Source organism: Streptomyces humi, from assembly GCF_001005085.2.
Classification (GTDB): Bacteria; Actinomycetota; Actinomycetes; order Streptomycetales; family Streptomycetaceae; genus Streptomyces; species Streptomyces humi.
The window spans coordinates 114,681-128,872 of the sequence record NZ_LBMU02000029.1 but is presented as its reverse complement, the minus strand read 5'-3'; the positions used below and the strand labels follow the sequence as shown (position 1 = coordinate 128,872).

Below are 14,192 nucleotides of genomic sequence, written 5' to 3'. Positions count from 1 at the left end.
TGTCCTCCATGTGATGTGGCAAAATTAAGCGGAAGCCCTTCCGGTACTTCTCCCCGAACGTAACGGAAGCCCTTCCGCTTTGCAACCAGGCCGATAGGACCAGCCGTGACCGCGTCTTCCTCCCGCGCGAGGCGCACCGACGCACTGAGCAACCGGGCGCGCATCCTCGCCGTCGCCGGCGATGCCTTCGCCGCGTCCTCGAACACCTCGATGACGACGATCGCCAAGCAGGCCGGGGTGGGGGTGGGAACGCTGTACCGGCACTTCCCCACCCGCGAGGCACTGATCGTGGAGCTGTACCACCACGAGATCCAGAAGGTCATCGACCTGGCCCACACCCTCGCCGCCGAGCTTCCCCCCCTCGACGCCCTGCGCCGCTGGTTCGAGGAGGTGGCCCACTACGGAAAACTCAAGTACGGCTTCTCCGAGGTCATCCACGCGGCGACCAACGGTGGGCTCGACGACAAGAACTACGAACCCTTCGTGCGCGCCATCGCGGTCCTTCTCGACGCCGGCGCCGCCTCGGGGGACCTGAAACGGGACCTCGACGCGGAGGACGTACTGCTGCAACTCAGCGTCCTGTGGCGCATCCCCCCGGGCGAGGACGCGGCAACTCGCGCCACTCGCCTGCTGAACCTCATCCTCGACGGCCTGCGCGCCCGGCCGGCACCTCCCCCGGGGAGCCCCGGCTGATCCAGACGAAAGGGTCCAGCCGGCTCCGCGCCGACCGCGGCACGCCGGGTGCGGCCCGTTTCCGTACCGGCAGCAGCCACCAGGCCGAGGCCACCGACAGGACCGCGCCCACCGCGATGCCCTCCAGGCGGGTGGGGAGGAGGTGAAGGGCGTCCTGGCCGAAGTAGCCGAGGAGGAGGGACAGGGCGCAGGTCATGCCCGCGGCCCAGTAGGCGTAGCTCAGGGGGCGCAGCCAGAGGGCGATCGTGAGGATCGTGAACATCAGGGCCACCGCGGTGTGGCCGGTGAAGCCCGCCGCCGCCACGCCGGCAGCCAGCAGCGTGCCCACGCAGGCACCGGCCAGGCGCTCGACTCCCTTGCGCAGTACGTCTGTTCGCCCGCGGTTGCCGCTCGCCGCGACGTAGGCGGTGAGCACGACCCAGGGCCAGTGGTCGTCGAAGAGCAGGTGGCCGAGGGCGAAGGCGGTGGCGATCCCGGCGGCCATCTGGAGGGCCATGCGGGTACTGGGGCGGGGATGGAGACGCGAGCGGCGTGGCGGCGGGTCGGGGGCCGGGGACGCGCGGAAGGGGCCGAAGCGGTCGGCCAGCCCCTGCACCAGCCACACCGAGCAGCACACCAGCACCCCGATCAGCGCCGACCAGCCCCAGGTCACCAGCCCGCTCTGGGCCCGGGCCGGCAGCGCGGGGCCGGGGACCACGAGCAGGGCCACCAGCGGGAGGGCGATCAGCGTGCCCGCCTTGGTGGCGACCGGGCCGTAGCGGCGGATCCAGATGGCCAGCGTCATGCCTGCCGTGTAGAGGACCGCGCCCGCCGCGTAGTGGGAGGCGAGCAGGCGGCCGACGAAGATCGACGCGGCGGCTGTCACGGGCAGCAGGACCAGTGAGGTCAGCCGTCGGCGGGTGTCGGCGGTGCGGTGGGTCGAGGCGAGGGTCAGGGTGAGGGCGACCGCCAGGACCAGCACGTCGGTGTGCAGCCCGGCGGCCCCCTCCAGCGCCAGCGCGGCTCCCCAGGAGAGCAGCACAGCCGTCATCGTCAGCCCGGCTTCGTACGCGTTGCGTATGAGTTTGGGGGTCACAACCCGAGAATAAGGGCGTCGAGGGCCGTAGAGTAGTAAGTATTCGCGTAATAAGTATCCGCGTACGATCTCTCCATGGAGCATCTCGCCGAAGCCGCCCGTTTCCGTCGCGCCGTCCTCCGGTTCAACCGCAGGCTGCGGCAGGAGCGGGCGGACGGCAGTCTCAGCCCCAACCAGCTGTCGGTGCTCGGGCACCTCTACCGGCACGGGCCGGCCACGCCCGGTGAGGTCGCGGCCGCCGAGCGCCAGCGGCCGCAGTCGCTGACCCGGGTCTTCGCGGAGCTGGCGGCCGAGGCACTGATCGAACGGGCGCCGGACCCCTCCGACGGCCGGCAGTCCCTGCTGAGCCTGACCGGGGCGGGGCGCCGGGCGCTGGAGGCCGACATGGCCCAGCGGGACGCCTGGCTGGCCAAGGCCCTCGGGTCGTTGAGCGAGACCGAGCGCGGGGTGCTGCTGCTCGCCGCCGCCGTGATGGAGCGCCTGGGGCAGACGGAGTAGTCAGAAACCGCCGCCGAAGTCCCCGCTGTCCCCGCCCCCGCCGCCGAAGTCGCCGCCTCCCCCGCCGAAGTCGCCGAAGTCGCCGGGGTCGAAGTCCGCGCCCGAGACGTCGCCGCCCTGGTAGCCGCCGCCGTCGAAGCCGCCGAAGTCGCCGTAGCCGGTGCCGTAGTCGGCCGCGTAGGCGGGGGCGGACATCCAGCCGCCCAGGGCCGTGCCGAGGAGAAGGCCGGGGAGGATGCCGCCGCCGAAGTAGCCGCCCGCCCAGGGACCGTAGGCCGGGCCCGCGTCCCAGTAGGGGCGCCGGCCGCGGTCGGTGTCGACCTCGCGGATCACCGGGTCCCGGCCGTCGGCCAGCCGGGTGGCGTCGGCCGCGCAGACCGGCACCTCACGGGGCGCTCCGCCGGGCGGGGTCCAGGCGGCGTCCGTGACCGAGGGGCCGTGCCGGGGGTCGAAGAAGCACGGCGGACGGCGCTCCGGGAGCGGGCCGCCGGTGCGGCGGGCGGCCAGCAGGGCGAGCGAGAACCGTCCGTCCTCCAGCGCCTCGGTGACCGCGCGGACGTCCTCGGGTCCCCGGGCGTCGGCCATGGCGGACTTCGCCCGGTCGTAGGCGTTCAGGGCGCGTTCGTAGTCGGCGCGCATCGCGTCGTCGGCGCCGGACTCGGCCGGATGGAAGTCGAGCCGGTCCAGTTCCTCGCCGAACGCGGTGATGTCCTCGTCCACGACCACCCGGAGCCGGTCCAGCGCGGCCCGCCGCACCTCCTCGTGGCGTCGGCGGTTGCGCCGGACCAGGGCGTACGCGCCCGCTCCGCCGGCCACCACGACCGCTCCGAGCGCGATCAGTGCCGTACTGGACACCCCGGAGCCGCCCGTGGCGCCGCCGCCCCAGGACGCGGGCGCCCTGCCGCCCATGTTGGCCAGCGCGCGGTCGGTGAAGTCGGTCAGCTGGGCCCCGGTGGTCTCGCCCTGGACGCTGGTGACCAGGTTCTGCACGGCCGTGCGGGGCAGGACGGCGGCGTCGGCGCGGGCGTCGAAGCGGTCGCCGAGCCGCACGGCGTACAGGCCGGTGATCCCGGTGGCGGTGCGCAGGTCGGTGAAGAGGTTCCGGGTGGGGTAGCCGGCCGGCAGGACGGCGATGAACAGCGGTCGGTCCGCGTCCTTGATCTGCCGGGCCAGGGTGTCGGCCTCGGCCGTGGACAGCTGGGCGGCGGCCGCCGGGTCGACGTACACCGGGCTCCTGCGCAGGGCGTCGGCGATCGTCGAGACGCCGGTGGCCGCCGTGGCCGGCGGGGCGCCCACGGTCGCCACGAGCAGCGCCAGCACGGCCAGCAGCAGCGCCGGGAGGCTTCGGGTCCGTCGCACGGCCTTCATGCTTCGCACGGCCTTCATGCTTCGAAATTACCCGAAGCCTCCCTTTGCGGACATTTCCTATGCGGCCCGGTACGCCTCCGTCAGCTTCTCCACCGCCGCCGCGTACTTCCCGGTCAGCAGCAGGTGGTCGGCGTCCGCGAAGGGCTTGGAGACCGCCGCCGTGATCGACTGGCCCACCTTCGCCTGGACCAGCAGCCGGGCCTCGCCGACCAGCTCGCGGCCCGCCGGGGCGGCGCCCGCCCGCTCGGCGGTCCGCGCCGCCCTGCCGAGCTTCCGCAGGGTCGCCTCGCCGCCCTTGGGGGCCTTCGTCAGGGTCGTCAGGCCCCAGCCGTACGGGTACTGCGGGTCGTAGGCCGCGTCACCCACGTTGATCGGCAGCTGCGCCTCGGACTTCGGCCAGGTGACCGGGAGCTGCCCGGTGAAGGCGCGCTTGCCGTAGAGCACGTCGGCCACGCCGTCGCCCTCGGTGCCCGGCAGCCAGGACGCCACCAGGGCGTCGATCCCGCCGAGCCGGTCGCCGATCAGCTGCGGCCGCCCGGAGACGATCAGCACCGCGCACTTCATGGCCGCGCACACCTTGTCCACGGCGGCCTGGTCGGCCGCGGACAGGGCCAGGTCGTTGCCGTTGCCGACGTCTCCGACGCCCTCGGCGTACGGGGTCTCGCCGACGACGACCACTCCCACGTCGTAGCCGGAGGTGGGCGCCGAGGCGTCCTTGGAGTAGGTGACGTCTCCCCCGGCGTTCCTCATGCCCTGGAGAATGGTGGTGCCGGTGGTGTGGGTGCCGGACTGGCCCTGCCAGGTGATGGTCCAGCCGCCGGTCTGGTTGCCGAGGTCGTCGGCGTTGGACCCGGCGACGTACACCTTCTGCGACTTCCGCAGGGGCAGTACGTTCGCGGAGTTCTTCAGCAGCACCTGCGACTCGGCGGCCGCCTGGCGGGCCACCGCCCGGTGCGCGGTGGAGCCGATCTTCGAGGCGCCGGAGGTGTCGGCGTAGGGGTGCTCGAAGAGGCCGAGTTCGAACTTCTGGGTGAGGATGCGGGAGACCGCGTCGTCGACGCGCCGCTCGCTGACGCGGCCGGCCCTCACCTCGGCGGTCAGGGTGGCGGTGAAGTCCTGGTAGCTGTACGGGACCATCATCATGTCGACGCCCGCGTTCACGGCCGTACGGACGTGTGCCGGGTAGTCGCCGGGCAGCTGGTCGATGGCGTTCCAGTCGCTGATCACGAAGCCCTTGAAGCCCATCCGGTCCTTCAGCACCCCGTTGATCATGTCGGCACGGGCGTGCATCTTCACCGGGCCCTGGCCGTCGCCGACGATGTCCAGCGAGGAGTACGACGGCATGACCGTGCCGACGCCCCGGTCCACGGCCGTCTGGAACGGCGCCAGGTGGATCGCCTCCAGCTGCTGCCGGGTGACCGTGGTGACGCCCTGGTCGACGGTGTACGAGCCGGTCGTGGAGGAGCCGTACGCGGTGCCGCCGTCGCCGACGAAGTGCTTGGCGGTGGCGAGCACCTTGTCGTCGTCCTTCAGGTCACGGCCGTCCGCGCGCCCCTGGAGGCCCTGGATCACCGTCTCCATGGACTTCACCAGCGCCGGGTCCTCACCGAAGGACTCGTAGGAGCGGCCCCAGCGTTCGTCGCGGCTGACGCAGAGGCAGGGCGCGAAGTCCCAGGGGATGCCGGTGGCACGGACCTCGGCCGCCGTCACCGCGCCCGTCCGCTCGGCGAGTCGAGGGTCGCGGGTGGCGCCGATGCCGATGTTGTGGGGCATGATCGTGGCACCGGCGAGGTTGTTGTGGCCGTGCACGGCGTCGACGCCGTAGATCAGCGGGATCTGGAAGCGGGTGGCCTGCGCCCGCAGCTGGAAGCCGTCGATCATCTTCGCCCAGGCGGCAGCCGTGTTGGGCGTGGGGGTCGAGCCGCCGCCGGACAGGAGTGAGCCGAGGTCGTAGGCCGCGATGTCACCGCCGTTGCCGACGGCGCCGCGCTCGGCCTGGGTCATCTGCCCGGCCTTCTCCGCCAGGGACATCCGGGAGAGCAGATCCGCGACCCGCTTCCGCACGGGCAGCCTGCTGTCCAGGTACGGCAGTCCGTGCGCGTCGATGACGACCTGCGGGGTCTCCGCGGGGGCCTTGGCGCCGCTGACCGTGAGCTTCAGCGGGACGGTCTCCGCGGACTCGGCCGACCGGTCCTTCAGCGTCGGCACCTCGATGGTCCGCGTGGCGCCGGAGGCGGTGCCCGCCGGGAAGGTGAGGGTGCCGGAGACGGGCCTGTAGTCCCTGCCGGACTCGGCGGTGCCGCCGGCCGTCTCGTAGGTGACCGTCACCGGGTCGTCGATCGGGGCCGAGCCGGTGGTGGCGACCGTGACCTTCACCGAGGCCGTGCCGCCCTCCGTCACGGGGTAGACGGCCGCGTCGGTGGTGACGGAGGCCCGCAGGGCCTGGTCGGCCTTGCCGTACAGCTCCACGTCGTCCATGGCGAACTGCCCCTGGACCCCGACCGGGAGGGTGACCGCGTAGCCCCACATCTGGGTGAGGCCGAGGACGTGGTCGATGCCGCCGACCGGCTGGTAGTCGGTGCGGTAGACGAAGTCGGTGAACGGGATCTCGATCTGCTTCCAGCCGGAGAAGTCGTCGGTGAAGGACGTCGTCCACAGCTCCGAGGCCTCGCCGTTGCTGCCGCCGTCCTTGATCTCGAAGGCGGTCTTCTTGCCGTTGTCCTGGCCGTCCCACCAGAAGCGGATGCCCTTGTGGGCGGACCAGTCGTGGGCGGGTTCGGTGGCGGCGAAGTCGTGGCTGAAGCCGCCGTAGCCGCTGATGTCGTAGGTCCCGGAGAGCACCTTGGCGCCCTCCGGGGCGTCGGCGCGGTCGGCGAACCGCAGGGCGGGCGGGTCGTCGCTGTCGCCTCCCCAGGTGAAGATGCCCTCGGCGGGCTGGGAGGCGAAGGGGACCTCGCCCTCGAAGCGGTCCACGGGGGTCGGCGCGGGGTCGTCGGCGGCACTGGCCGCCGACAGGGGTACTAGAGCGGCGAGCAGTGCGGTGGAGACGAGCAGGGCGGTTCTTGGCATGGACCTTCCCTCGACTCTCTGGTTCACTCAGGGCTCTCGAGTTCACTCATGGCTTAGATCACGACGTGAGTTAACTAACGGCCCGCACCCCCGTCAAGACGTCCCGTCAGGAAGGGCGATGTGTCGATGAGAAGCACCCCCCACGTGCCGGCGAGAAGCACCCCCCGCACCCTCCGGCTGCTCCTCGCCGGACTGCTCACGGCGGCCGGGTTCAGTGCCGTCGTACCGCCGGCGCACGCGGCCGGCGAGCAGGTCACCGCGTACCTCACCACCACCGACGACTCCGCCGGACGCCATGTCACGCGCGGCCTCCAGGCCCAGACGCCGTTCGCCTTCTCCGCCGGGACCGGCGGCAGCGGCGAGAACATCACGGTCGACGAGAACACCCGCTACCAGACCTTCACCGGCGGCGGCGCCTCGTTCACGGACACCGCGGCCTGGCTGATGAACAGCAGCGGGGCACTGTCCCAGGCCACCCGGGACGCGACCATGAAGAAGCTGTTCTCCCCCACGGACGGCATCGGGCTGTCGTTCCTGCGCAATCCGATGGGCGCCTCGGACCTGGCCCGGTACGGGTACACGTACGACGACGTACCCGCCGGGCAGACCGACCCGAACCTGAACAGCTTCTCCATCTCGCACGACCTCGCCGACGTCGTGCCGCTGACCCAGCAGGCGCTCCAGCTGAACCCCTCCCTGACTGTCATGTCCTCGCCATGGACGGCGCCGGCGTGGATGAAGGACAGCGGCTCGCTCAACGGGGGCTGGCTGAAGTCCGAGGACTACGCGGCCTACGCCGCCTACTTCGTGAAGTACCTCCAGGCGTACAGGAACCAGGGCGTCAACGTCTCCTACGTGACCCCGCAGAACGAGCCGACCTGCTGTTCCGGCTATCCGGCGATGAGCTGGAACGCCTCGGGGCTCCAGTACTTCCTCAAGAACGACCTGCTGCCGCAGTTGCAATCGGCCGGCCTGTCCACCAAGGTCCTGGCGCACGACTGGAACTGGGACGTCTACGACTCCTACGCGGCCGCGTCCGTGGACGACGCGGCCATCCGCAACCACCCCAACTTCGGCGGGATCGCCTGGCACGGCTACAGCGACATCAGCGGCGTCTCCAAGCAGACCACCGTCCACGACCAGTACCCGAACCTGGACGCGTTCGGCACCGAGCACTCCGGCGGCACCTGGGTCGCCAACCAGCAGCGCGAGGACATGAACAACATCATCGACTACACCCGCAACTGGGCGAAGTCGGTGACCAAGTGGTCGCTGGCCGTGGACCAGAACATGGGCCCGCACAACGGCGGTTGCGGCACCTGCACCGGCCTGGTCACCGTGCACGACGGGGACGGCGCCGACGGGACGGTCGACTACACCGTCGAGTACTACACGATGGGCCAGCTGACGAAGTTCGTCCGGCCGGGCGCGCAGCGGATCGCCTCCACCGCGTCCACCGCCGTGCCGAACGTGGCCTGGCGCAACCCGGACGGCTCGAAGGCCCTGATCGCCTACAACGACGCGTCCTCCGCCAGGACCGTCACCGTCAACTGGGGCTCCCAGCACGCCACCTACTCGCTCCCCGGCAGGACGTCGGCGACCTTCACCTGGTCCGGCACCCAGTCGGGCGGCGGCGGCCAGACCGGCGCCTTCGTGGGGCTGGCGAGCAAGTGCCTGGACGTGGCGGGCGGTTCGGCCGCGAACGGCACCGCCGTCCAGCTCTACGACTGCAACGGCTCCACCGCCCAGCAGTGGACCGTGCAGTCCGACGGCTCGGTCCGGGCGCTCGGCAAGTGCCTCGACGTGACCTCGGCCTCGACGGCGGACGGGGCGAAGGTGCAGTTGTACGACTGCAACGGAACCGGTGCGCAACAGTGGTCGTACAACTCCTCGACCGGTGATGTCGTGAACACGGCGGCGAACAAGTGCCTCGACGTCACGGACAACTCGTCGGCGAACGGCGCGCGGGCGCAGATCTGGTCGTGCACGGGGGCAGCCAACCAGAAGTGGCATATGCAGTAAGGCCGTGGGAGTGCCATGAGGAGTACGACGGGGGCGGCGGCCGTGCTGGTCACGGCCGCCGGTGCGGTACTGCTGACCGGGTGCGTACCCGAGGAGCCGCCGCTGGCCGCGGTGCGGACCGGTTTGGACGGCCGGCCGCACGCCCTGGTCCGGCCGTGCGGCGACGACCGGGTGCAGGGCCTGTCGCTCACCGGCACCCGGGCCCGGGACGGCTCCGGGCGCAACCTGTCCGGCTGGCGGGTGGCGGACCGGGTGCGGCCCGGCAAGGCGAGCTTCCCGCTCTTCGATCCGCCCGCCGACTGGCACGCCCGGCACACCGGGACCCAGCACGCGGTGGCCGGGTACACCTATCGACTCGGCTTCATGAAAGGCGAGTTCGACTACGAGTACACCACCACGCTGACGTTCCGGACGACCGACCTGGCGAAGCTGGGGGCCGGTCAGGTCTGGGCCGACGGCCGGGTGATGGGCCTCGGCGAGTTCGAGAGACTCGCCGAGGACTCGTGCTGACGGGGACGGCCTACTCGGCGGGCTCGACGCCGGCCCGCAGCAGACCGTAGGTGTACGCGTCCTCCAGGGCCTGCCAGGACGCGGCGATCACGTTCTCCGCGACGCCGACCGTGGACCATTCGCCGCTGCCGTCGGAGGTGGAGATCAGGACCCGGGTGGTGGACTCGGTGCCGTGCTTGCCCTCCAGGATGCGGACCTTGTAGTCGACCAGGTCGAGCTTGGCGAGCTGGGGGTAGATCTTCTCCAGGGCCACCCGCAGGGCGCGGTCGAGGGCGTTGACCGGGCCGTTGCCCTCCGCCGTGGCGACGATGCGCTCGCTCTTGGCCCAGAGCTTGACCGTGGCCTCGTTGGCGTGGGTGCCGTCGGGGCGGTCCTCCACGATGGCCCGCCAGGACTCGACGCGGAAGTAGGACCGCGGCCTGCCCTCGACCTCGGCGCGCAGGAGGAGCTCGAAGGAGGCGTCGGCCGCCTCGTAGGTGTACCCCTGGAGCTCGCGTTCCTTGACGCGCTCGACCACCCGGCCGACCACTTCGCGGTCGTCGCCGAGGTCGACGCCCAGCTCCTTGCCCTTGAGCTCCACCGAGGCGCGGCCGGCCATGTCGGAGACCAGCATGCGCATGGTGTTGCCGACGAGGGCGGGGTCGGTGTGCTGGTAGAGGTCGGGGTCCACCTTGATGGCGGAGGCGTGCAGGCCGGCCTTGTGGGCGAAGGCGGAGACCCCGACGTACGGCTGGTGGGTGGAGGGCGTGAGGTTCACGACCTCGGCGATGGCGTGCGAGATGCGGGTCATCTCGCGCAGGCGCCCGTCGGGCAGCACCTTCTTGCCGTACTTCAGCTCCAGGGCGGCGACCACCGGGAACAGGTTGGCGTTGCCGACGCGCTCGCCGTAGCCGTTGGCCGTGCACTGGACGTGGGTGGCGCCCGCGTCGACGGCGGCGAGGGTGTTGGCGACCGCGCAGCCGGTGTCGTCCTGGGCGTGGATGCCGAGCCGGGCGCCGGTGTCCGCGAGGACCGTGGAGACCACGGCGTTGACCTGGGCGGGCAGCATGCCGCCGTTGGTGTCGCAGAGGATGACGACGTCGGCGCCCGCCTCGGAGGCGGCCCGTACGACGGCCTTCGCGTACTCGGCGTTGGCGCGGTAGCCGTCGAAGAAGTGCTCGCAGTCGACGAAGACCCGGCGGCCCTGCTCCTTGAGGAAGGAGACGGTGTCGCGGACCATCTCCAGGTTCTCGTCGAGGGTGGTGCGCAGGGCCAGTTCGACATGCCGGTCGTGGGACTTGGCGACCAGCGTGATCACCGGGGCGCCGGACTCCAGCAGGGCCTTGACCTGGGGGTCCTCCGCCGCCCTGGCGCCGGCCCGGCGGGTGGCGCCGAAGGCGACCAGCTGGGCGTGCTGGAAGTCGATCTCCTGCTGGGCGCGGGCGAAGAACTCGGTGTCCCGGGGGTTGGCGCCCGGCCAGCCGCCCTCGATGAAGCCCACGCCGAAGTCGTCCAGGTGCCGTGCGATGGCCAGCTTGTCCGCGACGGTGAGGTTGATGCCCTCGCGCTGCGCGCCGTCGCGCAGCGTGGTGTCGAAGACGTGGAACGAGTCGTCCAGCTCGTTGGTTTCCGTCTCGGTCATGGTCTCAAGGCTCCTGATGTCGAATCTCGGTCGTACCGGAATGACCGGCTCCACCGTGCCTCCATGGTCCCTCGCGCCTGTCTCCCGGCTGAAGGTGGGCCGGAAAACGAAAAAACCCCTCGCGGGTGCGAGAGGTCTGCGCGCGGGTCGAGGACGACGATGGCCACCCGTACCTGGTCGTACGTGGTGGTCACTGCGGACCGGCGCGCCTGCTGCCAATAATCATGGCGAACGAGAGCACGGAGGCAGTCTGGCACAGCCCCGCCCCCGGCTCACCCACCGTCTCAGGATGCGGTCGGCACTCCGGGCGCCTCACGGGCCGCGACCCGCGCCAGATCCAGGTCCCTCGTCTCCCGCATGGTGACGTACACCACCAGCGACACGGCGGCACAGCCCGCCACGTACCAGTAGAAGCCGGACTCGGTCCCGGCGTTCTTGAACCACAGGGCGACGTACTCCGCAGTGCCGCCGAACAGGGCGTTGGCGAGGGCGTAGGGCAGGGCCACGCCCAGGGCGCGGACGCCGGTCGGGAAGAGCTCGGCCTTCACGCAGGCGTTGATCGAGGTGTAGCCGGTGACCACGACGAGGGCGAGCAGGGAGAGGCCGAGGGCGGGCCAGTATCCGTTCGCGTGTTTGAGGAGGGTCAGGACCGGCACGGTGAGGACGGTGGAGCCGACCGCGAAGGTGATCAGCAGCGGGCGGCGGCCGATGCGGTCGGAGAGCGCGCCGGCGAGGGGCTGGAGGCAGGCGAAGACGGTGAGCGCGGTGAAGGAGACGAGGGTCGCGGTCTCCTTCGGCAGCCCGGCGGAGTTGGACAGGTACTTCGTCAGGTACGTCGTGTACGTGTAGTAGGCCACCGTGCCGCCCATGGTGAGGGCGACGACCAGGAACGCCTCCCGCCGGTGCCGCCACAGGGCCCGCAGGGTGCCGCGCTCGGCCGCGTGCGAGGTGTCCTCGGCGTAGACCTCGGTCTCCAGCATGGTCCGGCGCAGGTAGAAGACCACGGCCGCGCCGAGCGCGCCGACGACGAAGGGGATCCGCCAGCCGTAGTCGTGCAGCGCGGTGTCGGAGAGGGTGTGCTGGAGGATGATCAGCAGGCCGAGCCCGGCGATCTGGCCCGCGGTCATCGACACGTACTGGAAGCTGGAGGCGAAGCCGCGCCGGCGCGGGTCGGAGGCCTCGGTGAGGTAGGTGGCGCTGGCCGCGTACTCGCCGCCCACCGAGAGGCCCTGCAACAGGCGGGCGACGAGCAGTACGAAGGCTCCGCCGTAGCCGGCGACGTCGTAGGTCGGGGCGACCGCGATGAGGAGCGCGGACGCGGACATGAGGGTCACGGTGAGGGTCAGCGCGGCCTTGCGGCCCTTGCGGTCGCCGACGCGGCCCAGCAGCCACCCGCCCACCGGGCGCATGAAGAACCCGACGGCGAAGATGCCCGCGGTGTTCATCAGCTGCGCGGTGGGATTTCCGCTCGGGAAGAACGCCCCGGCGAAGTAGGTGGCGAAGCTCGCGTACACGAACCAGTCGAACCACTCGACCATGTTGCCTGCCGAGCCGACCCAGATCTGCTTCCAGTGTTGTCGTCCCATGCGGCGTTCCTGCCCGGCGGGGGAACCCGGGATTCCTTCACTGCAAATGCCGTACGAAGACGTCTTGTTCGTGGCGTGCGCCCTGGCCGGAAGGTCACGTCGCCGCGAGGAGGTCCGCTTCCAGGAACTCGCGGACATGACCGAGAACCTGCGCCCGGTCGGTGCCGCGCAGGCCGATCGCCACATGGATGGAGAAGCCGTCGAGCAGGGCGCGCAGGCGCGCGGCGCAGCGGTCCGGGTCGACCGGGCGGAACTCGCCCCTGGAGACGCCCTCCGCGAGCAGCGCGACCAGGTCGCGGTGCCAGGCGCCCTCGATGGCGGCCTGCCGGTCGCGGGCGGCGTCCCCGGCGTTCTGCGAGCGGTTCCAGACCTCCAGCCAGAGCGTCCAGTGCGGGTCGTGGTGCCCGTCGGGCACGTACAGGTCGACGTACGCGTCCAGGCGCTCGCGGGCGGTGCCGCGGCCGGTGAGCAGCCGGCCGCGCTCGGCGCCCAGCCGGCCCTCGCTCCACTCCAGGGTCTGGAGCAGGAGTTCGTCCTTGGAGTGGAAGTAGTAGAGCAGGTGGCCACTGCTCATGCCGACCTCGCGGCCGAGGGCGGCCATGGTGAGCTTCTCCAGACCGCGGTCGGCGATCATGGTCATGGCGGCGGCGAGCACGTCCTCGCGGGGCGGGGCGTTCCTGCGCGCACCGGCCATGTTCCGCTCCGCTCCTAGATCCTCGGCTGCTGCTGGGTGATGCAGTGGATACCGCCACCGCCCGCGAAGATCGTACGGGCGTCCACCAGGGTCACGGTCCGTTCGGGGAAGAGACCGCGGAAGATCCCGGCGGCGGTCTCGTCGCGCGGGTCGTCGAAGCCGCAGAGCACGACCCCGCCGTTGCAGAGGTAGTGGTTGATGTAGGAGTAGTCGGCCCAGTGCCCGTCGGCCTCCAGGACGGTCGGGGCGGGCACCTCGACGACCTCCAGGGCGCGGCCGCGGGCGTCGGTCGCGGACCGGAGCAGACCGATGACCTCCCGGGTGACCTCGTGATCGGGGTGGGCCGGGTCCGGCTGGTGGTGCGCGACCACGACGCCGGGACGGGCGAAGGCGGCGACGATGTCGACGTGCCCGAGGGTGCCGAAGCCGTGCGGAGGGTAGTCGCCGGTGAGGCCGCGGGGCAGCCAGATCGCCTTGCGGGTGCCGAGCATGCCGTGGATCTCGGCCTCGACCTCCTCGCGGGTCCAGTCCGGGTTGCGCTCGGGGCCGAGCTGCACGGTCTCCGTCAGCAGGACGGTCCCCTCGCCGTCGACGTGGATCGCGCCGCCCTCGTTCACCAGCTTCGACGCGTACGTCTTCGCGCCCGCGAGGTCCGCGACATGGGCGGCGATCTTCGCGTCGTGCTCCCAGCGGGCCCAGTGCTGGGCCCCCCAGCCGTTGAACGTCCAGTCCACGGCGGCGAGTTGCCGCCCGTCGGTGAGGAAGGTGGGGCCGATGTCCCGCATCCAGGCGTCGTCGAGGTCGCGCTCGACGGTGTCGACGCCCGGCCCGAGCAGCGCCTGTGCCTCGGCCGACTGACCGGGACCGCAGACGACGGTCACCGGCTCGAAGCGGAGCACGGCCCGGGCCACCGAGGCCCAGGCGATCCTGGACAGCCGCAGGTCGTCCGGGTCGTCGAAGGTGGGGTTGGGGCCCGGCCACGCCATCCAGGTGCGCTCGTGCGGGGCCCACTCGGCGGGCATCCGGAAGCCGTCGGAGGCTGCCTTGTTCATGGGG

The 14,192-nt window shown here is 71.5% G+C and carries 11 protein-coding genes; 4 read left to right on the top strand and 7 right to left on the bottom strand.

Features of this window, described 5'->3' with window-relative positions:
• Window positions 1-105 precede the first annotated feature (105 nt).
• The gene (locus tag AAW13_RS14260; protein ID WP_046729240.1) at window positions 106-693 is read left to right on the top strand and encodes a TetR/AcrR family transcriptional regulator; all 588 of its coding nucleotides are present in this window, start codon (window positions 106-108) and stop codon (window positions 691-693) included.
• Here the strand turns inward: AAW13_RS14260 and AAW13_RS14255 are convergent.
• Window positions 638-1,768 carry an FUSC family protein gene (locus tag AAW13_RS14255; protein ID WP_046729239.1) on the bottom strand — a complete coding sequence of 377 codons (1,131 nt, stop codon included), beginning with the start codon at window positions 1,766-1,768 and terminating at the stop codon, window positions 638-640. The two genes, AAW13_RS14260 and AAW13_RS14255, sit on opposite strands and share 56 nt — an antisense overlap.
• 75 nt (window positions 1,769-1,843) lie before the next feature.
• Between AAW13_RS14255 and AAW13_RS14250 the strand changes: the two genes are divergently transcribed.
• Complete coding sequence (locus AAW13_RS14250) at window positions 1,844-2,266, top strand: MarR family winged helix-turn-helix transcriptional regulator (RefSeq protein WP_046729238.1); 423 nt, start codon at window positions 1,844-1,846, stop codon at window positions 2,264-2,266.
• On the opposite strand, the gene AAW13_RS14245 is transcribed toward AAW13_RS14250, so the two are convergent.
• Window positions 2,267-3,634, bottom strand: a complete 1,368-nt coding sequence (locus tag AAW13_RS14245; protein ID WP_046729251.1) for a hypothetical protein — start codon at window positions 3,632-3,634, stop codon at window positions 2,267-2,269. It lies immediately after the preceding gene.
• Window positions 3,635-3,691: 57 nt separating this feature from the next.
• Window positions 3,692-6,703 carry a glycoside hydrolase family 3 protein gene (locus AAW13_RS14240; RefSeq protein WP_046729237.1) on the bottom strand — a complete coding sequence of 1,004 codons (3,012 nt, stop codon included), beginning with the start codon at window positions 6,701-6,703 and terminating at the stop codon, window positions 3,692-3,694.
• A 126-nt stretch (window positions 6,704-6,829) separates the two neighbouring features.
• On the opposite strand from AAW13_RS14240, the gene AAW13_RS14235 reads away from it, so the two are divergent.
• Both AAW13_RS14235 and AAW13_RS14230 read left to right on the top strand, forming a co-directional pair.
• The gene (locus tag AAW13_RS14235) at window positions 6,830-8,725 is read left to right on the top strand and encodes a ricin-type beta-trefoil lectin domain protein (RefSeq protein ID WP_046729236.1); all 1,896 of its coding nucleotides are present in this window, start codon (window positions 6,830-6,832) and stop codon (window positions 8,723-8,725) included.
• 15 nt (window positions 8,726-8,740) lie between these two features.
• Entirely contained in the window at window positions 8,741-9,235 is a 495-nt protein-coding gene (locus AAW13_RS14230) for a hypothetical protein (RefSeq protein ID WP_046729235.1), read from the top strand.
• Between the two features lie 10 nt (window positions 9,236-9,245).
• Here AAW13_RS14230 and cimA read toward each other — a convergent pair whose 3' ends face one another.
• From cimA to AAW13_RS14210, 4 genes are all read right to left on the bottom strand, one after another.
• Window positions 9,246-10,856: a citramalate synthase gene (cimA, locus tag AAW13_RS14225; protein WP_046729234.1), complete on the bottom strand. Its 1,611-nt coding sequence runs from the start codon at window positions 10,854-10,856 to the stop codon at window positions 9,246-9,248.
• 284 nt (window positions 10,857-11,140) lie between these two features.
• Complete coding sequence (locus AAW13_RS14220; protein ID WP_046729233.1) at window positions 11,141-12,442, bottom strand: MFS transporter; 1,302 nt, start codon at window positions 12,440-12,442, stop codon at window positions 11,141-11,143.
• Window positions 12,443-12,536: 94 nt separating this feature from the next.
• Window positions 12,537-13,136, bottom strand: a complete 600-nt coding sequence (locus tag AAW13_RS14215; RefSeq protein ID WP_046729232.1) for a TetR/AcrR family transcriptional regulator — start codon at window positions 13,134-13,136, stop codon at window positions 12,537-12,539.
• A 14-nt stretch (window positions 13,137-13,150) separates the two neighbouring features.
• Window positions 13,151-14,188 carry an agmatine deiminase family protein gene (locus AAW13_RS14210; RefSeq protein ID WP_046729231.1) on the bottom strand — a complete coding sequence of 346 codons (1,038 nt, stop codon included), beginning with the start codon at window positions 14,186-14,188 and terminating at the stop codon, window positions 13,151-13,153.
• Window positions 14,189-14,192: the final 4 nt, after the last annotated feature.